The 20,097-nt window shown below is 60.8% G+C and carries 22 protein-coding genes; 1 reads left to right on the forward strand and 21 read right to left on the reverse strand.

Annotated elements, in window-relative coordinates; all coding sequences use genetic code 11:
• On the reverse strand, positions 1–461 hold a 461-nt coding region (locus tag HHL24_RS37555), incomplete at its 3' end, for an acetyl-coenzyme A synthetase N-terminal domain-containing protein (protein WP_169490412.1).
• A gap of 716 nt (positions 462–1,177) precedes the next feature.
• Between HHL24_RS37555 and HHL24_RS37560 the strand changes: the two genes are divergently transcribed.
• The gene (locus tag HHL24_RS37560; protein ID WP_169490368.1) at positions 1,178–1,921 is read left to right on the forward strand and encodes a YoaK family protein; all 744 of its coding nucleotides are present in this window, start codon (positions 1,178–1,180) and stop codon (positions 1,919–1,921) included.
• Positions 1,922–2,096: 175 nt separating this feature from the next.
• On the opposite strand, the gene HHL24_RS37565 is transcribed toward HHL24_RS37560, so the two are convergent.
• The 20 genes from HHL24_RS37565 to HHL24_RS37655 all read right to left on the reverse strand — a co-directional run bounded on the left by HHL24_RS37565 (position 2,097) and on the right by HHL24_RS37655 (position 20,087).
• Positions 2,097–2,912: a PRC-barrel domain-containing protein gene (locus HHL24_RS37565; protein WP_169490369.1), complete on the reverse strand. Its 816-nt coding sequence runs from the start codon at positions 2,910–2,912 to the stop codon at positions 2,097–2,099.
• Between the two features lie 178 nt (positions 2,913–3,090).
• Positions 3,091–3,510: a TIGR01841 family phasin gene (gene phaP / locus HHL24_RS37570; protein WP_169490370.1), complete on the reverse strand. Its 420-nt coding sequence runs from the start codon at positions 3,508–3,510 to the stop codon at positions 3,091–3,093.
• Positions 3,511–3,575: 65 nt separating this feature from the next.
• Positions 3,576–4,103 (reverse strand): MaoC family dehydratase, encoded by a 528-nt coding sequence (locus tag HHL24_RS37575; protein ID WP_169490371.1) that lies wholly within the window; start codon positions 4,101–4,103, stop codon positions 3,576–3,578.
• A gap of 28 nt (positions 4,104–4,131) precedes the next feature.
• On the reverse strand, positions 4,132–5,919 hold the full coding sequence (locus tag HHL24_RS37580) for an acyl-CoA dehydrogenase (protein WP_169490372.1): 1,788 nt from the start codon (positions 5,917–5,919) through the stop codon (positions 4,132–4,134).
• 32 nt (positions 5,920–5,951) lie between these two features.
• Positions 5,952–6,884: an electron transfer flavoprotein subunit alpha/FixB family protein gene (locus HHL24_RS37585; RefSeq protein WP_169490373.1), complete on the reverse strand. Its 933-nt coding sequence runs from the start codon at positions 6,882–6,884 to the stop codon at positions 5,952–5,954.
• Complete coding sequence (locus HHL24_RS37590; RefSeq protein WP_169490374.1) at positions 6,885–7,634, reverse strand: electron transfer flavoprotein subunit beta/FixA family protein; 750 nt, start codon at positions 7,632–7,634, stop codon at positions 6,885–6,887.
• A gap of 33 nt (positions 7,635–7,667) precedes the next feature.
• Positions 7,668–9,308, reverse strand: a complete 1,641-nt coding sequence (locus tag HHL24_RS37595; protein ID WP_169490413.1) for an acyl-CoA synthetase — start codon at positions 9,306–9,308, stop codon at positions 7,668–7,670.
• Positions 9,309–9,498: 190 nt separating this feature from the next.
• Positions 9,499–9,945 (reverse strand): hypothetical protein, encoded by a 447-nt coding sequence (locus tag HHL24_RS37600; RefSeq protein ID WP_169490375.1) that lies wholly within the window; start codon positions 9,943–9,945, stop codon positions 9,499–9,501.
• A 120-nt stretch (positions 9,946–10,065) separates the two neighbouring features.
• Complete coding sequence (hypE, locus tag HHL24_RS37605; protein ID WP_169490376.1) at positions 10,066–11,124, reverse strand: hydrogenase expression/formation protein HypE; 1,059 nt, start codon at positions 11,122–11,124, stop codon at positions 10,066–10,068.
• Between the two features lie 45 nt (positions 11,125–11,169).
• A complete protein-coding gene (hypD, locus tag HHL24_RS37610) occupies positions 11,170–12,309 on the reverse strand; it encodes a hydrogenase formation protein HypD (RefSeq protein ID WP_169490377.1) in 1,140 nt (379 codons plus the stop codon).
• Positions 12,306–12,521, reverse strand: coding sequence for a HypC/HybG/HupF family hydrogenase formation chaperone (locus HHL24_RS37615; RefSeq protein WP_169490378.1), 216 nt, complete (start codon positions 12,519–12,521; stop codon positions 12,306–12,308). The genes hypD and HHL24_RS37615 overlap by 4 nt, the downstream gene beginning before the upstream one ends.
• A gap of 1 nt (position 12,522) precedes the next feature.
• Positions 12,523–13,323: a Kae1-like domain-containing protein gene (locus tag HHL24_RS44895; RefSeq protein ID WP_407947550.1), complete on the reverse strand. Its 801-nt coding sequence runs from the start codon at positions 13,321–13,323 to the stop codon at positions 12,523–12,525.
• Between the two features lie 18 nt (positions 13,324–13,341).
• Entirely contained in the window at positions 13,342–13,677 is a 336-nt protein-coding gene (locus HHL24_RS44900) for a hypothetical protein (protein WP_329606805.1), read from the reverse strand.
• Positions 13,674–14,588 (reverse strand): hydrogenase nickel incorporation protein HypB, encoded by a 915-nt coding sequence (gene hypB, locus HHL24_RS37625; protein WP_169490379.1) that lies wholly within the window; start codon positions 14,586–14,588, stop codon positions 13,674–13,676. The genes HHL24_RS44900 and hypB overlap by 4 nt, the downstream gene beginning before the upstream one ends.
• Before the next feature lie 18 nt (positions 14,589–14,606).
• Positions 14,607–14,954 (reverse strand): hydrogenase maturation nickel metallochaperone HypA/HybF, encoded by a 348-nt coding sequence (locus tag HHL24_RS37630; RefSeq protein ID WP_169490414.1) that lies wholly within the window; start codon positions 14,952–14,954, stop codon positions 14,607–14,609.
• Positions 14,947–15,441 carry a hydrogenase maturation protease gene (locus HHL24_RS37635; RefSeq protein ID WP_169490380.1) on the reverse strand — a complete coding sequence of 165 codons (495 nt, stop codon included), beginning with the start codon at positions 15,439–15,441 and terminating at the stop codon, positions 14,947–14,949. Before HHL24_RS37635 ends, HHL24_RS37630 begins: the two co-directional genes overlap by 8 nt.
• A complete protein-coding gene (locus tag HHL24_RS37640; protein WP_169490381.1) occupies positions 15,438–16,952 on the reverse strand; it encodes a Ni/Fe hydrogenase subunit alpha in 1,515 nt (504 codons plus the stop codon). The genes HHL24_RS37635 and HHL24_RS37640 overlap by 4 nt, the downstream gene beginning before the upstream one ends.
• Before the next feature lie 20 nt (positions 16,953–16,972).
• Positions 16,973–17,548 (reverse strand): NADH-quinone oxidoreductase subunit B family protein, encoded by a 576-nt coding sequence (locus HHL24_RS37645; protein WP_169490382.1) that lies wholly within the window; start codon positions 17,546–17,548, stop codon positions 16,973–16,975.
• Entirely contained in the window at positions 17,545–18,267 is a 723-nt protein-coding gene (locus HHL24_RS37650; RefSeq protein WP_169490383.1) for a 2Fe-2S iron-sulfur cluster-binding protein, read from the reverse strand. The genes HHL24_RS37645 and HHL24_RS37650 overlap by 4 nt, the downstream gene beginning before the upstream one ends.
• Positions 18,264–20,087 carry an NAD(P)H-dependent oxidoreductase subunit E gene (locus HHL24_RS37655; protein WP_169490384.1) on the reverse strand — a complete coding sequence of 608 codons (1,824 nt, stop codon included), beginning with the start codon at positions 20,085–20,087 and terminating at the stop codon, positions 18,264–18,266. Before HHL24_RS37655 ends, HHL24_RS37650 begins: the two co-directional genes overlap by 4 nt.
• Between the last annotated feature and the right edge of the window lie 10 nt (positions 20,088–20,097).

A 20,097-nucleotide genomic window follows, 5' to 3' on the forward strand; every position in this document is an offset into this window, starting at 1 on the left:
GCGACGATGCCTTCAATCGACATCGGCATGTAGATCACCACGCGGTCGCCTTTCTTTACGCCGCGGCTGCGCAAGGCATTGGCGAAACGACACACCCGTTCGAGCAACTGCCGGTAGGTGACATGCGTGACGGTGCCATCGTCGGCTTCAAAGATCACCGCGACGTGCTCGCCGTTGCCGGCTTCGACGTGGCGGTCGAGGCAGTTGTAGGACGCGTTGAGGGTGCCGTCGTTGAACCATTCATAGAACGGCGCGCGGGATTCATCGAGAACCGTGGAAAACGGCGTTTTCCACTCGAGCGTCTCGCGCGCATGGCGCGCCCAGAATCCGGCGTAATCGCGTTCAGCCTCAGCGACCAACGCTCGGTAGGCGTCCATACCAGAGATCGCGGCGTAAGCTGCCACACTGGCGTGAGGAAGGAAGGCCTGCGGCTCCTCCAGAATCGAATCGATGGTTGACATTTTGTGTCCCTTGCACGCTTTCGTGCGTGCTTGACAGGTGCATTGCGCTAGTCGCGGCGCCCCTGCTGCAGCGGGCATGACAAGGCAATCCGTATGGTCGTCTCGATCATACGGTTGGCCGCTCCGGGCGGAATGGGGATAACGCGCAAATCGGTCTGGGAAGCCTGTCACGCGAAACTGTTTCGATCGTGGTGACGGAGAAACGCAGGGGGCTTGCGATGACGGTGCTCGCGATGTGACCAGAAGTCGGTACGGTGGCGTACCGGCGCGAGAAATCAGGCGAGGCGTACCGACTCGCTCCCGAATTCCGAAGGGTGAGTTGCCGAAGAGCTGGATCGTCACGCCTTCGAAAAGCGTGTATGCGAGTGCTACGCGCGGTAAGCCGGGCTCGACCGGCTACTGCTGCTACCTGATTCGAATGCACTGTGACCGGGCGGCGAGTGTCACGAGCGTCAGCTAAAGACCGGGTCGCACCGGCAAAATGAATAAAAACATCCGACGGAACGATCTCAGGTCAGAATTGCTAGTGCTAAAAAATTTTGAAGGCGTAAATGTGGTTGTCATTCACGTCACCGCTGCCGATAACGCCGCTTTTCAGCGCCTGCCATTTTGGCCACCTTGAGCCCCACGTCGGGCAAAGCCTACGCACGAGGCCCTTCGTCCATATGACGGCTAATCGGTCTCCAACCGAACACTAAGGTCATTTTCTACTTGCCATGCCTATCAACTATCTTCGCGGATTCGCAAGTCCGGAGCGGACCGATGCAAACAATCGACGCCTGGGGCGCTGGCTGGCATTCGTCGCTGGTGCGGCGAACGCTGGTGGTTTTCTAGCTGTCGGACAATATACCTCGCACATGACGGGCATCGTGTCCTCCATGGCCGATAACCTCGCGCTGGGCGAAATCGGCCTGGTGGCGGCGGGGCTGAGCGCGTTGGTCGCGTTTCTGTTCGGTGCGGCCACTTCCGCCATCCTGATCAACTGGGGCCGGCGCCGGCGCGCGCAAAGCGTATATGCGACGCCTTTGTTGCTGGAAGCTGCCCTCCTTCTGTGTTTTGGCCTAATCGGCTCGACGCTTGGGCATCATCGTCTACTGTTCGTATCAGCCACAGTCGGCGTGCTTTGCTTCGTAATGGGACTTCAGAATGCGATCATTACCAAGATATCGAGGGCCGAGATCCGTACGACCCATGTGACAGGTCTCGTTACCGATATCGGCATCGAACTTGGAAAGCTGGTCTACTGGAACTTCGTCGGCATGGCTATGCCCGATGTCCGTGCTGACAGGCGCAAGCTCGCACTGCTGTCGTCGTTGCTTGGTATGTTCTTCGTTGGCGGACTGGTCGGCGCGGTGGGCTTCAAGCATTTCGGCTTTCTGTCGACTCTGCCGCTCGCTGGAGTACTGCTTACTCTAGCGGCCGTCCCGGTACTGGACGACATCGTCGGTGAGCGGCGATAGCGCGTAAGTGCGATGGGCTGCTGAATCGTAACCGTATCAATTCTCGAGTGGACACCTTCGTCGGCGTACCGCCTTAATCCCGCTGGTGTTCGCGGGCACCGCGCCACGCCCGACCCTGTCGGCTCGTGGAGTGCCACATTGCAAGTTCGATTCGCCTCTGCCGGATCTTGCGGAGCTACCTATCAGCAGCACTTCTCGCCGGACCGCTACCCTTCTCTTCGGTCCAATAGCCGCTCTTTCGATAAAAGTCGTGGAGTCTGGCTTCATAAGCACGGTCGATCAGGATTGACTCATCGTAGTCTGGACTGGCCTTGATGGCCTCCCGGGTTAGCGACGTCGAGACGGAAGAGGCAAACCAGTCGATGTCGTCGATCCAGTGCGTCGCCAGCAGCACCTCCTTACCGCCCGGCCACCAGGCGCGCGTGTCGACAACGAAATAGCGAATGACCCATGCCTCGTCGTCGAAAATAAACCCGCGAACGTGCCCGATACTGCCGTCTAAGGCCTCAACGGCGTAGCGCTCAACATGACTCGCGCTGCGCAGATGGACATCTCCCGGTGGTTTGTCGCCGTACAGCGAAAGTTGCTGACGCACATCCGCTGGAATCGGCGCTGCACCGATGAAACCCGGCACGGGGTACTGCCCCATTCCCCACAGGTTGGGGCCGCCCCAATACAGCGGAAAGCCGTAGTACCGCAAGTATTCGGCTTCGTGCTGACGCGAAACCGGTTTGTGCGTATCGATACTCGGGCTGTCTTTCACCTGTTGGCGCGTCAGATCGACGCGGACAATATCGGCGGATAGTTCGGCGCGGTCGACCGAGTACGGTGAAATCAACACCTGCCCTTCGGGGGTCCAGTCTCCTGTATCGATCACAAGATAGCGCACACCCCACGCCTCGTCATCGAAATAGATATCCTGCACACTGCCGATGTCGCCATCGCGTGCAACGACAGTGCGTCCGTGAAGATGATTCAAATCTCGCAACATGCTCATCACTCCACTTCTAGACGGCTGGATACACCATAGCCTGCCACAGGCTCTGCCCTGACTTGATGAACCCCTGGACAAATTCGTCTGGAACCTGGGAAGGCGATGTCATTGAGTTCTCCATTGCGTCAGAATACGCAGCGGCCTCTGCAGCCGAGGCGTATCCATACCCCTGCCGCTATCTGGCCTGCATCAGCTTTTTCGTTTCTGCCAGACTGTCTGTGCCCCGCTTCGTGATGATGGCCATTGCGTCTACCTGCGACTTGCGCGCCATCTCCGCAAGGTCCTTCATATCGGCGAGCGCCTTCTGATAAGCGTCGCTTACCAACGCTGCCTGCCTGGCAGGGTCCGGGGCGCTGGCGCCGCTGGCAACCAGGGCTTTGGCAGATTCCTGGATCCCCTGTATTGCCTCGGTCACGATCTCGGCCTGCTTGCGCACGAGCGCCTGCATCGCCACCTGGGCGGCCTCGCTGGCCTCAACGAGGGCAGTCATGTCCTTGCGCCTCGACTCGATGATCGGCGCCATATCTAGCCCCGGGACCTTGAATTCCTGCATCATCCTCGTCATCTCGGCGAGGGGGTTGATTTCAGTTGCCATGCTTGTCTCCAGTGAATGGGTATGATCGACGCGTCAGCATTGATCGCTGCCCCGTTGGTCATGCTTCAGGCCGTGATTTCCGGCATCTGCCGCTCCTCAGACGGCAACACCCGATCGTTTTGTGGGGTCTGCGTGATTCGATGCTCCCGCGCCAAAGCCAAACGTCCTTCGCCTGACGTGACCATGACCAGCGCCTCGCCGTCGACGACAACAGCGCCGCGCACGCGGCACATCGTCTCAAGGACCACGCGGCGCTTTTCATGCAGCACCTCCTTCACACGAACCGTGGCGTGCACCGTATCGCCTGGGCGCACCGGAGCGCGGAACATCAGCGTCTGGCGCAAGTAGATCGTTCCCGGTCCGGGCAACTTGTTGGCGATGGCGGCCGAGATCACGCTGGCGGTCAGAAAGCCGTGTGCGATACGCCCGCCGAAGGACGTGGTAGCGGCAAACTCTTCGTTAATATGCAAGGCGTTGTTATCGCCCGACACACCGGCAAACAGCACGATGTCCGCTTCGGTAATCGTCTTGGAGAAAGTCGCAGTCATGTCGACCGAGAGGTCTTCAATGTCATAGCCGTTGAGCTCGTTCATAGCCTTACTCCTGTAAATTGCGATTCGCTCAGAACAGGGACTCGTCCAGTGCGAGAACTGAGCCGGCACCGTCGACGATTGCCGCGCGGAAAGCCTGCACCTCGGGCAAGACGTGTTCGGCATAAAATCGTGCAGTGACTTTCTTGGCTCGGTAGAAGTCGCCCTCGGAAGTCGCCTGCTTCGCCGTTGCGACCAACGCTGCGCGGGCCATGAGCCAGCCCCCCGTCACCGAGCCGAAGAGCTTCAGATAAGGCACCGCGCCGGCCGCAGCACTTGCAGGGTCGCGCTCGTAGATCGACAGCAGCCATCCGGTTGCGGTCTCGAGGGCCACTGTGCCGCCTTGCAGCGATCCGGCGATGACGCGAAGGTCCTTGTCACCGGCAGCTTCGAGGGCGACCAGGGTCGCATTCATCTCGCCTAACAGGAGGTGGACGGCGGCCCCCTGGTCGCGCGCTACCTTTCTCCCGATCAGGTCGTTAGCCTGAATCCCGGTCGTACCCTCGTAGATCGTCGTGATGCGCGCATCGCGCATGTGCTGACAGGCGCCTGTTTCCTCGATGAATCCGACGCCACCGTGCACCTGAATCCCGGTGGAAGTGATGTTGACGGCATTTTCCGTACACCACCCTTTGACAACGGGTGTCAGAAGGTCCGTCATGGCCTGGCACTTCTGCCGCTCAGCTGCGTCGGGATGAGATTGCGCCTTGTCCATCTGGGCAGCGACGAAATAAGCCAGTGCGCGCATGGCTTCAATTCGCGCTTTCATGTCCATCAGCATCCGCCGGACGTCCGGGTGCTGGATGATTGCCACCGGAGCGCCACTCGTCGCGCCGATGGGGCGACTTTGAATGCGCTCGCGTGCATAGCCAAGCGCCTGCTGATAGGCACGCTCGGAAATTGCCACGCCTTCGAGGCCCACATTGAGACGCGCATGATTCATCATGGTGAACATGCACCCAAGACCTCGGTTCGCTTCGCCCACCAGGTAGCCCGTGGCGCCCCCGTTCTCGCCGAACGCCATGACCGCGGTCGGACTGCCGTGGATACCCATCTTGTGCTCGATCGACGCGCAGATGAGATCGTTGCGCTCGCCCAGGCTGCCGTCGGCGTTCACCAGAAATTTGGGGACCACGAAGAGTGAGATCCCCTTCGTACCCTCGGGCGCATCTGGCAGGCGTGCGAGCACCATGTGGATGATGTTTTCCGCCATGTCGTGCTCACCCCACGTGATAAAGATCTTCGTGCCGCTAATGCGGTAGTGGTCCCCTTCAGGTGCAGCCTTGGTGCGGACAGCGGAGAGATCAGAGCCGGCTTGCGATTCTGTGAGATTCATCGTGCCGGTCCATTCGCCCGACACCATCTTCGGCAGGTAACGCTGCTTGTCCCGCTCGGAGCCGTGATGCGCGATGGCCGCCACCGCGCCGAGGGTCAGCATCTGGCAAAGTGAAAATGCCATGTTGGACGCCTTCCACATTTCGAGCACCGCCGTGGATACCAAAGACGGCAGGCCTTGGCCGCCGAAGTCCGGGCTGCACGGCATCGCGTTCCAGCCACTTTCGACGAACTTGCTGTAGGCCGCCTTGAACCCGTCCGCGGTCGTGACGTGTCCGTCCTTGCACGTGCAGCCCTGGCGGTCGCCTTGAGCGTTAATGGGTGCAAGCACCTCCGTCGCAAACCTGGCCGCCTCGTCCAGAATCGCTTCCACAAGGTCGGGCGTCGCTTCTTCATTACCGGGCAACGCTGCGACTTCGGCAAGGTCAGCCAGCTCGTTCATCACGAACAGCATGTCGCGCGTCGGTGCCACGTAAGTTGTCATGTTTGTGTCCTTCGCAGCGAGCCCGTCCGGGTTCAGTCGAGCAAGCCGCAGAGTTCGGGCAACGCCTCGAACAAATCGGCCACCAGGCCATAATCCGCCACCTGGAAGATCGGTGCGTCGCCATCCTTGTTGATAGCGACGATCACCTTTGAGTCCTTCATGCCGGCAAGGTGCTGGATTGCACCGGAGATGCCGACTGCTATGTAAAGATCGGGCGCCACAATCTTGCCGGTTTGACCGACCTGATAGTCGTTAGGCACGAAGCCGGCGTCCACTGCGGCGCGCGAGGCTCCTAGCGCCGCCCCCAGCTTGTCGGCCAGGGGTTCGAGTAGCCGGTGATAGTTCTCGCCGTTGCCTAAGCCCCGGCCACCGGAGACGATGATTTTTGCGTCACCGAGTTCAGGCCGCTCCGACTTGGTTAGTTCGCGGCTTGTCAGTTTCGACAGGCCGAGATCGGGACTGGCTGTTAGGGATTCGACTGTCGCGACGCCACCTGGACCGGCAGCGTCAAACCCTGTGCTGCGCACCGTAATCACTTTCACTGCGTCGCGGGACCTGACCGTGGCCAAAGCATTGCCGGCGTATATCGGCCGCACAAAAGTGTCGGCGGACTTCACGGCAACGATGTCGGAAATCTGCGCGACGTCCAGCAGCGCAGCTACTCGCGGCAGCATGTTCTTTCCGAAAGTAGTGGCGGCCGCCAGAATGTGGGTGTAACCGTCGGCATTGGCAATGACCAGGGCGGCGACGTTTTCAGCGGTCTGGCCGACATAGTGCGTGGCGTCGGCCACGCGCACCCTCTCGACGCCATCGATCTTTGCCGCTGCCTGTGCCGCGGCAGCACAATCGCTGCCTGCCACCAGCACATGGACATCGCCGCCGATCTGCTTCGCCGCAGCGATGGCGTTTAGCGTCGCACCCTTGATCGACACGTGGTCGTGCTCCGCGATTACGAGGATAGCCATTCAGATCACCTTCGCTTCGTTCTTGAGCTTGTCGATCAACTGCCTGACATCTGCTACGCGAATGCCGGCAACGCGCTTGAGTGGTTCAACTATCGTCAGGGTGTCCAGCCGGGGCGTGACGTCCACCCCGAGCGATTCGGGCGTGAGCGTATCGAGCGTTTTTTTCTTCGCCTTCATGATGTTGGGCAAGGTCGCATAGCGCGGTTCGTTCAGCCGCAGATCGGTGGTGACGACAACAGGGAGCTCGAGCTCCAGCGTCTCCAGGCCGCCATCTATCTCGCGCGTGACCGTAGCCGTGTTATCCGCGACGACGACCTTCGAGGCAAACGTGGCCTGACCCCAGCCCATTAGCGCCGCCAGCATCTGGCCGGTCTGATTGGCATCATCGTCGATCGCCTGTTTGCCGCAGAAGACCAGTTGCGGCTGTTCCTTCTCAACTAGCGCCTTCACCAGTTTGGCGACGGCCAGCGGTTGAAGTTCGACATCTGTATCCACCAGAATGGCTCGATCCGCGCCAATCGCGAGAGCGGTACGCAGCGTCTCCTGGCATTTCGCAACGCCGCACGACACCGCGATCACCTCCGTCGCAATCCCCGCTTCTTTCAGCCGCACCGCCTCCTCGACGGCGATCTCGTCGAATGGGTTCATCGACATTTTGACGTTGGCGAGGTCCACACCGCTTCCGTCTGCGTTCACGTGAACCTTGACATTGGAATCAAGGACGCGTTTAACGGTAACGAGTATCTTCATGGTTCGCTCACTGCAGTGGCGGGTGTCAGTTCTTTAGAGCGCTTTGGCCTGTTCACGCAAAACGAATTTCTGGATCTTGCCGGCCCCCGTTCTTGCCAATGGGCCGAAGACGATTTTCTTCGGCACCTTGAAGCGGGCCATGCGTTCGCGGCAGAACTCGATGAGTTCCAGTTCGGTAACCAGTCCGCCTTCCTTGAGTTCGACAAAGGCGCACGCTACCTCTCCCCATTTTTCGTCGGGTCGTGCCACTACCGCAGCGCCGATCACCGCGGCATGGCGATAGAGAACATCCTCTACCTCGAGCGACGAAATGTTTTCACCGCCCGAAATGATCACGTCCTTGGAGCGGTCCTTGATCTTGACGTAACCGTCGGAGTCGACCACCGCCAAATCGCCACTATGGAACCAGCCGCCGGCGAACTCCTTCTCTGTCTCATTGGGATTCTTTAGATATCCCTTCATGATCGGATTGCCGCGGAACATGATTTCGCCAATCGTCTGACCGTCCCACGGCACGGGCTGCATAGTCGCCGGATCCAGCACCGTCATGCCCTCCTGCATGGGCGCCCGCACACCCTGGCGGCCATTGAGTTCTGCGCGTTGTTCCAGGGGCAGTTTGCTCCACCCTTCCTGTTTCGCGCATATGGCGGCGGGACCGTAGGTCTCTGTCAGGCCGTACACGTGGGTAATGTCGAAACCTATCCGCTCCATCCCCTCGATGACCGAGGCTGGCGGTGCGGCGCCTGCAATACAGCCGCTAACCTTCTGCTCGATACCGGCGCGCATTTCATCCGGCGCGCTTATGAGCATGCTATGCACGATCGGTGCCGCACAGAAATGCGTCACCCTGTGCATCTTGATCGCATCAAAAATCGCCTTCGCGTCCACGCGGCGTAGACACACGTTGGTCCCAGCATTCGCCGCCATAGTCCACGGATAGCACCAGCCGTTACAGTGAAACATGGGCAGCGTCCATAGATAGACCGAGTGATGCGGCATGCCCAAAGAGAGGATGTTCGACACCGCATTCAGGTACGCGCCACGATGGTGGTAAACCACGCCCTTGGGGTTGCCGGTGGTGCCGGAGGTGTAGTTGAGCGCAATCGCATCCCATTCGTCTCCGGGCAGCGACCACTCGAAGTTCGCATCCCCTTCGAGCAGGAATGCTTCATAATCTTTTTCGCCAAGAAGCTTGCCACCCTGATACTCAGGGTCGTCGATATCGATGACGAGCGGCCGCTCTTCGAGCATCGGCAGAGCGCGCTCCATAATCGCGGAATATTCGCGGTCGGTGATGATGACCTTCGCCTCGCCGTGCTGCAGCATGAAACCGATAGCTTCCGCGTCAAGGCGGGTATTCAGGGTATTCAACACGGCGCCGATCATCGGCACAGCAAAATGTGCCTCGTACATGGCTGGCACGTTAGGCGCCATCAGCGCAACTGTGTCGCCGACCCCGATACCGCGTTTCCTGAGCGCCGATGCCAGACGCCGGCAACGGTCGTAGCATTCCTTCCAGCTGATTTGCCATTCCCCATGAATCACGGCGATGTGATCCGGATAAACCAGCGCAGCTCTTTCGATGAAGCTCAGCGGCGACAGCGGAACGTAGTTCGCGCCATTCTTGTCGAGTCCGAAGTTATAAGGGTCGATGTGCTTCACAACGGTCTCCATTCGATGCGAAAGCCGCTCCCTGTCGATAGATAGGGACGAGCGATACACCACGTCCTTATGATCAATCAAGACTTCCGCATTGAACGGCTGATCGGAACTATCCTGTTCCAGTAGTTTCACGAAAGCAAAGAATACGGTGCACTCAATTGGGAGGGAAATCGGTACGGTGCCGTACCGGATAGTCCTCGCCTCAATGCCAGTTGCAGAAAACGGCGGTAAGAAGAAGGGGCACAATTTCCCGGATGCCGGCGTCGCTGCCGGCCTGTCGTGCGAACGCCTCCACTGACTCGGCGGCGCCGCTCACCACCACACCATACGTTGATGTGGTCATGGGCTCACCGCTTCCTTGTTTGAACATCGGATCGCCCTGCTCATAGCCGAAGACTGCATAGACATGAAATCCGAATGCCGTCAGGTTGCCACCATGCACTGGTCGGAACGCATTAACGGAATTCGCTTCAATGCGCATTGGCTTTGGATCGATAGACTGATCGTCAAGAAGCGAAGCGATAAATCCGTGCGCACTCGATTTACAGTCGAGTTGTGGATCGATCGCATGGGCGTGGCTCGGAACTGGAGCAGCAAGCCCACCTAGGAACGCAAGCACACTCAGCGTTCTGAATACAGACATTTTCATCGTGGTAGCGCATAAATGGTTTGTCACGTCAGACTGCGAAGCACCGGTATTTCTGTTGCCCTTTCCCCTTGATGTATGTTTCGTGCGTTCGCCGGTTCTTCCGACGACGCCCAAGCGGTGTCAGCAAAAGCGCGGCATAGGCTCTCCGCTCAGCCAGTCAACCACGCGCTGGCCGCCCACGCTTGTGTTCATCTGAACAAATCGATTGGAGTCTTCGGTAACGTAGCCGATACACGTGGCCCCCTTACCCAACGGATGAGCCTTCATCGCCTCCAGCAATGCAGCCGCCGAGTCTCGCGCAACAATGGCCACCAGCTTCCCTTCATTGGCGATATAGAGCGGATCGAGGCCTAGCAACTCACACGCCGCTTCAACCTGGGGCAGAATCGGAATAGCCGACTCTTGCAGTATCATGCCCACTCCTGACTGTCGTGCAATTTCGTTGAGGGTGGTGGCGAGACCGCCGCGCGTGGGATCCCGCAGGACGTGAATGGCACCCGTGGGCACGGCTGCCAGCATCGCCGCAACCAGTGTATGCAAAGCGGCCGTATCGGATTCGATGGTGGTCTCGAACTCCAACGATTCGCGCAAAGACAACACCGCAATGCCGTGGTCACCAATCGTCCCGGACAGCAAGACCGCATCCCCGGTTCGGGCGCATTCGCCGCCAACCGAAGGTCCGTCGCATAAAACACCGACGCCCGTCGTGCAGATAAAAACGCCGTCGCCCTTTCCCTGCTCGACAACCTTGGTATCGCCCGTGACGATGGGTACACCGGCATCGATCGCCGCGCGGGCCATCGAATCCACGATACGCTTCAGATCCGATAACAACAGACCTTCCTCAAGAATGAAACTGACGCTCAGGTAAAGCGGCGTCGCGGCAAGCATCGCCACATCATTGAGTGTGCCGTTGACGGCGAGACAACCTATATCGCCGCCCGGAAAGAACAGAGGCGAGATCACGTGTGCGTCGGTGGCCATCACCAGGCGCCGGCCTGCGATCATCGGCAGCAACGCGCCATCGTTCCCTTGCCGCAAAAATTCGTTGTCGAACGCGCGTACGAAGAGTTCCTCGATGAGTTGCATCGACAGTCGTCCGCCGGCCCCATGATTCATGTCGATCCGGCCGTGTTTCAGATCCAGAGGCCGCGCGTAGTGCCGTTTCGGTGTGTTCATGACTCCGCCATCTGTCGAAGGGGCATGACGTCGTGCCAGGTCATTTCAGGTCGCCACAACGGGAATGTCGCGGAACCTGCCATAGGAATAGTGCGCAGCGCACGAGCCTTCACTCGACACCATGCACGATCCCATAGGATTTTCTGGCGTACAGATCGCGCCGAACAGCTTGCAGTCCGTAGGCTTCTTCACGCCGCGCAAAATTGCACCGCATTCGCACTGTTTGTGATCAGGCACAGGCCGGTAAGTCAGATCGAAACGCCGCTCGGCGTCAAACGTTTCGTATGCTGAACGAATTCTCAAGGCGCTCGCGCCAACCTCACCCAGACCACGCCATTCGAACGACACGCGCAAATCGAATATCTCCGCGGTCACGGTCTGAGCCAACGTATTGCCGCTCCGGCTCACCGCACGCGTGAACTCGTTTTCTATCTCCGCGCGGCCTTCGTTCACCTGACGTACCAGCATGAGGATGGCCTGCATCACATCCAGCGGCTCGAACCCCGCGATCACGACCGGCTTGCGATGCACCGCCGCGAAGCGCTCATAAGGAAGCGAGCCGATCACGACGCTCACATGCGCGGGGCCGACGAAGCCATCAATCGTCACGCCTCCTTCTTCAGGCACATCGGCAGCGTCGAGAATGTGCATGATGGCGGGCGGTGTCAGCACATGGCAGCACAACACGCTGAAGTTCTGCAACGACTGCTGCGCCGCCTGGCGGATCGCGAGCGCGCTCGGCGGCGTGGTGGTCTCGAATCCGATGGCGAGAAAAACGACTTCGCGCTGCGGGTTATCGATGGCGAGCCTCAGCGCGTCGAGCGGTGAATAGACAATGCGGATGTCGGCGCCTAGCGCTTTGGCGCGGATCAGCGACAAACCGTCCGACGCCGGCACCCGCATCACGTCGCCATAAGTGCATAACATCACCTTGCATTCCAGCGCGAGGCGGATGGCCATGTCCACCCGCCCCACCGGCAGCACGCATACGGGACAGCCCGGCCCATGAATCATCTGCACGTTCTGCGGCAGCAGATCCGCGACACCGTAGCGGGCAATGGCATGGGTATGGCCACCGCAAAACTCCATGAAGCGATAGTGCCTCGATGGCTCGGCTTCGCCTTGGATGTTGGCGGCGAGGTTGGCCGCCAGCTCGCGGTCGCGAAATTCGTCGACATATTTCATGCCGCGAGCTCCGCAAATAATTTGAGTGTCGCCTCTGCCTCTTCAGGGTCGAGCATGCCGATGGCGTGACCCACATGAACGATCACATAGTCGCCGACTTGAACCTCGGGCACTAACGCAATCGAGATCTTTTTACGGATGCCGCCAAGATCGATGGTCGCCGTCTCGAGATCCAATAAAGCGACCACACGGGCAGGCAGGGCAAGGCACATATCAGACCTCGACTGTGGAGAGATTCATAAGTGCGGCTTCGACGGTACAGGCTGCGACCCATGCCTGACCGAGAGCCAGACCGGCATCGCCGCATCCCACGCTGTCCGGCCGCAAAACAGCCAAACCCGCGTCCGACAGGGTCGCGCTCAGGCGCTCGCTGAGCACCTTGTTGAAGAAGCAACCACCACCAAAAACCACGGTTCGCGTGCCATACCGGCGCGCCGCTGCGATGGCGCTATCGGCCATACCGTTCACCAGCCCCAGATGAAAGCGCGCTGCGCCGCGTGCGGTCTGCTCGAGATCACCCTCTTCAACGGCGAAAAATTCTGCGACTAAAGGCGCGAGGTCGAGCGACGTCCAGGGCTGGTCGAATTCCGGGTGCGCCTCCAGCCATTGACTCGCATGCTGCTCGAGCAACATGGCGGCTTCCGCCTCGACGCGTTGATGCAGACAGAGCCGCAGCGCGCCCGCCGCCGCATCGAACCAGCGGCCGGCGCTGGTGGTGCTGGGGCTGTTGACCTGACGCTCCATCAGCGTACGCACGAGACGGGCTGCTTGCGCGCCGACCAACGGTCCAAACCTGGCTTCAATTTCGTCGCCGCGACCGAGCCCATGCAGCACGGCGGCGGCCATACGCCAAGGCTCGCGCGCCGCAGTGTCCCCACCCGCCAACAAAATGGGCGCGAGATGATCAATTCGACGCCAGCGCTGCGCTGAAGCATATGAGTCGACCCAAAGCACTTCGCCTCCCCATGCGCCACCATCGTCACCCAGCCCAACGCCATCCAGCGCGAGACCGATGACGGGTCCCTCGACGGCCTATTCGGCCTGCACCACCGCGATGTGCGCATGATGGTGCTGCACGGCGATCGCCGGAATACCCAGGCGGTCGGCGAGCGCACACGCAACGTGGCTGCTGTGCATGTCCGGGTGCAAGTCATGCGCGATAGCATCAAACGGGCCGGACGCCTCGCCAAGCAACGCCTCGACTGAGTGGTCCAACGCCTCGCGGTTGGCGGCATTGACCAGGTCGCCGTGCGAGGCCGACCACACGACCCGCCGTCCCTCGATCAGACACGCTGTGTTCTTGAGGTAGGCGCCGCAGGCCAGCACCCGCGCAGGCGCCGCTTTCGGCAACGAGGCAACGTGGCTCACGGCGTGGAGCTTGCAACGCGCGCAGGCGGAGCCAGCTTGCGCCCATGCTGCACCCGTCCCGGCATGGCGCGACGAAATCCTGCACCGTGCGGCGGCAGCAGCCAGACAAGCCAGTCATCCATACCGTCGCCGCGGGTCGCCGAGACGAGCAGCACCTCGATCAACGGGTTCACCCTCTGCGCATACTGGATGCAACGGGCCACGTTGAAGTTGACGTACGGCATCAGATCGATCTTGTTGATGATCATCAACGAGGCGGCCGCGAACATATCGGGGTACTTGAGCGGTTTGTCTTCACCCTCGGTCACCGAAAGCACGACCACCTTAGCGGCCTCGCCCAGGTCCCAAAGCGCAGGGCAAACGAGGTTGCCGACGTTTTCGATGAACAGGATCGCGCGCGATGTATCGCCGTGATGCGCGGCGGCGTGTAGGTCGAGGCGGGAAAAAGCATCGCCGACCATCTGAGCATCCAGGTGGCAACCCCGCCCCGTGTTGACCTGAATGGCCGGCACACCGGTGGCGCGAATTCGCTCGGCGTCGACGCTGGTTTGCTGATCGCCCTCGATAACCGCAACGCTAACTGCTCGGCGACTCTTTATGAGGGCGTTGATACTGGCACAAAGCAGCGTGGTCTTACCCGAGCCGGGGCTGGATACGAGATTGAACGCGGTGACACCGTGTGCCGAGAAATGAGCCCGATTCTGGCTCGCGAAACGCTTGTTTTCACCCAGCACGTCGGCTTCCATATGGATCACACGTGCCTGGCTAAGGCCCGGTACGGACGAACCGGCGGCACCTGTCCCATAGTGCAGGTCACCGTTGGAGGCGCTCACGCCGGTTATCTCAGCCTCGGCGGCGCCAGAATGAACTCCGGGATTCGACTCGGCGTTGCAGCCGCATACGATGCACATGATTCTCTCCAGATACGTTCAATCGTTCATCACAAGGAGGTCGACGATACGCAGGTCGGTGCCTCCGGTTGCTTGCAAGGCATAGCCGCCGCATCGCGAACACGAGTCGAGATGGCTGGCAATTTCCACGCTGGCGTCGCAGTCCAGGCAGCGCGCAAGGCCAGGGGTCTCGTCAATCATGATCTCGCCGCCCGCGAGACACGTGCCGGGCATGATGGCGCTCAGCGCGAAGCGCAGCGCCTGCGGCTCGACACCTGCCAGCGCACCGACTTCGAGACGCAGTTGCGCGACCCGCAGGAAATGCTCCCGTGAAGCCGTGGCTTCGATCATCCGCAAAATGCCGCCGGCGAGGCTGAGTTCATGCATGAGAAGCCTGTTGCGTGAGCGGCTCAAGTACAGCGTTGCCATCAAGCCAGTGTTGACCCCAAACGAGGGCCTGCGAAAGATGGATGAGCGCCTGCCTTCCCGGCGGCTCACCGAGTTCAAACCCTGTGCCGCGAATCGCCAGCAACGTGCACGGAGGCGGCGCCATGCCGGAAAGCTCGCGATAGACCTGCATCACAGATTGCGCCGACATGGCGTGGGTGGTGAAACTCGCGTCGCGTGCGGCATGGAGCGTAGTCACTTCGAACGGTGCGGCGCAATTCAGACTGGCGTCGACAAACAGCACCCGCTCGCGGCCCGTCAGGTCAAGTGCATGCTCGATCTGCAACTGGTAGTCCTCCAGAAAGTCCACGCGGATGCCAACAGAGGATCCGGCGAGCGCGCTCAGTTGTTGCACGAACAAAGGCCCGAGCGCGTCGTCGCCGCGGCTCGCATTGCCCCAACCAAACACCAGCAGCGGGGCCGTCATCCCTCTGCCCCGATCGGTGCGACCAGATTGCGGGCAAGTTCGCCATCGGCCGACCGCGTGACATGGTCCGCCAGTTCACCGTTGGCGTTTAACAGCACCACGTCCAGCGGCATCTTGCCCAATGCATGTGTGGCGCACGAGAGGCACGGATCGAAGGCGCGGATGGCTACCTCGATGCGGTTGAGCAACCCTTCGGTCAACTCCTTGCCGTCCAGATACTCGCGCGCAACCGAGCGCACGGCCTCGTTCATCGCCTGGTTATTGTGCGTCGTGGAGACGATCAGATTGCACATCGTGACGAGATCGTCGGGACCCACGCGGTAATCATGAATCAGCGTGCCGCGCGGTGCTTCGATCATGCCGACGCCTCCGCCCCGACGCGCTCCAGTCGCCATCAGATCGCCTTGCAGGATGTCCGGATCATCCAGCAGATCCCTGATTATCTCCACCGTGTGGAGCACCTCGATCATGCGCGCCCAGTGGTAGGCAAGCGTCGCATGAACCAGCGATCCCCTGCCCCAGTCGACGAACTCCTTGCGCTGCGCCTCCGCCAAAGGACTGGGAATGAAGTCGCAGTTCTGCACACGTGCGAGCGGCCCGACCCGATACCAGCCGGTTTCGCGTCCGATGCTGCGCAGATGCGGAAACTTCATGTAGGTCCACGGTCGTGTCTCTTCCTCAATCAGGTCCATGTAGCGCTGGTCGTTCACGCCGTCGAGGATGGTCTGGCCGTCGGCATCGCGAGCGCGCAGCACGCCGTCGTAGAGGTCCATGGCGCCATCCGCGCGCACGAGTGACAGCATCTTCGAGGGGAAGCTGGCGAAACTGTCGTAAAGCACGCGGTTTTGCGCGTGCAACTGCTTGACGACGTCCACGGCTTCGGCCGCCCACTCGATCATCTGGTCCGCGTCCTTGCGGAGCATGTCGCGGTCAGCCTGGCTAACGTGCTTGTTCATGCCGCCCGGTATCGAACCGGTGCCATGGATACGTTTGCCCGAAGTCACACGAATCAGCTCCTGACCGAACTTGCGCAACAGGATGCCTTTTCTGGCGATGTCGGGATGCGCCTGTGCCACCCCCACAATGTTGCGCAGGTTTACGTCCGAGTCGAAGCCGAACAGCAGGTCGGGCGACGCCAGGTAGAAGAAATGCAGCGCATGCGATTGCATCACCTGGCCGTAGTGCATCAGCCTGCGGATCTTCTCGGCACTGCGGGTAATGGGCTGCGCGCCCACGACGAGGTCCATCGCCTTGCATGCGGCCAGTTGATGCGATACCGGGCAGATCCCGCAAAGACGCTGCACCATCACCGGGACTTCCCAGTAGGGGCGGCCTTCGATGAACTTTTCGAAGCCACGGAATTCGACGATGTGCAAGCGCACCTGCTGAACGTGCCGCTCTTCGTCGAGCAGGATCGTCACCTTGCCGTGGCCTTCCACACGCGATACCGGGTCGATCGCTATCCGGCGCAGGCCTTGTGGGTTGGCGGCAGTCTCGAGGTCGAAGCTCATGGCGGTTCAGTCTCCGGCACTCAGTCGTAGTGCATCAGTGCGTGGGTCAGGTGCGGCGTGCGCCCGGCCATCAGGTCGTTCAGAAAGCTCCAGAACGCATCCGCCGAGGGCGGGCAACCGGGCAGGAAATAGTCCACATGCACGACCGCGTGGATCGGCCGCACTTGCGGGAGCAGCGGCGGCAGTTCGGGGTCGTTTGGAATCGCACTGCCCTCGCTCAAGCCAGGACGATCGTGATAGACCTCATTGAGCACATCGACCAGATCGAAACGGTTGCGCTCGGCCGGCAGACCGCCGTTGATTGCACAGGCACCCATCGCCACCAGTGTCTTGCAGTTGGCGCGAAACGCGCGCAGCACCAGCACATTCTCGGCATTGCAGACCCCTCCTTCGATCAGTCCGATGTCGCACCTGCCGACTTCCTTGATGTCCGTCAGCGGTGAGCGGTCGAACTCGACGTGCTCGATCAACTCCAGCAGGCGCTCGTCGATATCGAGGAACGACGTGTGGCAGCCGAAGCACCCCGCCAGCGACACCGTCGCGACCTTCCACTTGCGCGGCTGATGGGCTGTGTCGACATTCACGAGCGTGCTCATGAGGCCTCCTGTGTGTCCACATCCGCGGCCGTATGAGGATCGTAGCGGCGCTCCCCGATCGGGATCACGAAGCCACGCCGTTTAGGCAGGATCGCGCCCACCGGACAGATGCTCGCGGCCCGGTCCGTGAGCGCCATGTCGGTATCGACCAGCAAGCCGCTCATGCTATTGACCACCAGGTGCATGCCGATGCCGTGCCCGGCGATAGCGAACATATCCTTACCATCAATGTCATGACTCGCCCGCACACATAGTTCGCACAGGATGCAGCGATTGAAGTCGATCATGACGTCAGCGTGGCTGGCGTCGATCGGACGGCGCGGATAGAACTCCTGGAATAGCACGTCTTCCATGTTCATCTCGTAGGCCGTGGCCTGCAGCAGACAGTTGCCGCTCTTTTCGCACGACGGGCAAAAGTGATTGCCTTCGACGAATAGCATCTGCAGCAACATCTTGCGCTCGGCGTTGAGTTCATCCGTATTGCTTTCGACCACTTCGCCCGCGGCGGCCTGAAGGGTGCACGCCGAGCCTGCGCGGCCCTTGACCTTCACCGTGCACACGCGGCAGGACCCCTGTGGATGAAAGTCCGGATGCCAGCACAAATGCGGGATATAACGCCCCGCGCGCCGTGCCGCCTGCAGAATCGTTTCGCCAGGCTCGAAGGGTACGTCTTCACCATCGAGCGAGAAGGTGGCGGCGGCTTGAACGGGGGTGCTCATGATGGACTCTCCACGGGCGCGGCCGCATCGTCTCGCCCGGTCATGCGGCGAGTGTCCGCCAGTTCGGCATCGAGATCGAAGGCGGGCTCGAACCGTAGCGATGTCAGGCGCCGCTCGTACGCGGGACGGAACTTGACGATGGTGTCGTGCAACGCGTTGCAAGCCGCGCCGCCCAGACCACAATGCGTCGTGCCGTGCATCAGACTGTCGATGTCGGACAGCACGTCGACGTCGCGGCGCGAGCCTCGGCCAGCAGCGATTTTGTCCATGGTCTTGACCACTAGGGCGGTGCCGACACGACACGGCGTGCAGAATCCACAACTCTCTTCCGCGAAGAAACCGGCGTAGTTGCGCGCTACTTCGAACATGTCGCGTGATCGGTCGAACACCATGAATGCGCCTGCCGTCGGCACATCTTCGAACGCAATGCGACGGCCGAACTCCAGCGCCGACAGGCACTTGCCGGATGGACCGCCCACTTGCACCGCCTGGGTGTCGCGCGCGCCGCAATCATCCAGAATGCGATCGATGCTGCTGCCCATCGGATACTCATAGATGCCCGGCCGATCACAGTCTCCCGACACGGAATGAACGCTTGTACCGGTGGATTTCGGCGTGCCGATAGCCGCCCACCACGCGCCGCCTTTCAACGCGATATGCGTCGCGGCGCAGAGCGTCTCGACGTTATCGACTGCGGTCGGCTGTCCGAGGTAGCCACGCTCGGCGGGAAAAGGCGGACGAATACGCGGCGTGCCGCGCTTGCCTTCCAGCGACTCGATCAGCGACGACTCTTCCCCGCACACGTACGCACCGGCACCGACGTGAATGTCGATGTCGAAGTCGAAACCTGCTTGCCCCAGAATCGATGCGCCCAGCAGATGCGCGTCGCGGCGGCGCTGCAGCACGTCGAGCAACGGCTCCAGCAGGTAGCGATACTCGCCGCGTAAATAGAGCATGCCATGCCGCGCACCGATCGCGAGCGCTCCGATCGTCATCCCTTCGAAAACCATGTCGGGATGGCGCGACAGCAGCACACGATCCTTGAACGTGCCGGGTTCGCCTTCATCGGCATTGCACACCATGTAGTGTTCACTGCCTTTCGCATCCCGGCACAATTGCCATTTCATGCCAGTGACGAAGCCTGCGCCGCCGCGTCCGCGGAGATTCGAACGCTTCATCTCGCCGAACAAAGCCGGTACGCCGCGTGCCAGAGCGGCCGCAATGGCTTCACCTGGATGGAGTGACGTGCCGAGGAGAACATCCGCGCGCCGGACGTGGTCGTTGACGCGGGACCATTCCGCCGGCCAGTCGGTCAGCGGCACGCCTGCTTCGATCAGCCCGGCAAGCGTCCCAACACGCGCAGCATCGAGCCGCGTCACCACCTGATGGTGATTGATCAGGAGCGACGGCCCTTGATCGCACAAACCCGTGCAGGAGCAGAAATCCACACTGACGCGGCCGTCGGCGCGCGTCTTGCCGCGTTCGACGCCCAGCCGCTGACACAGATCGTCGAGCAACGACACGTTACCGAGCATTCGGTCGGTGATGTTGTCGCTAAACAGCACGCGGTAATCGCCCACCGGGCTGGTATGAAAGAAGCGGTAAAACGTCGCCACACCCTCAACGTGAGCGAGGGTCAGGCCGAGTCCGTCGGACAGATCACCCAGCATAGGACGTGGCAGCCAGCCGTGTTGCACCTGGGCTTCACGCAGAATCTGCACAAGCGCATATGGACTGCCGCCGTAGCGCGCCAGCAGCGCAGCGACCGGCTCGCCCGGAACGTCGGCGAGCCGGGCAAGACTGGATGCGGAAGCCACCATGGCGCGCTCC

Source organism: Paraburkholderia polaris (assembly GCF_012927345.1).
Taxonomy (GTDB): Bacteria; Pseudomonadota; Gammaproteobacteria; order Burkholderiales; family Burkholderiaceae; genus Paraburkholderia; species Paraburkholderia polaris.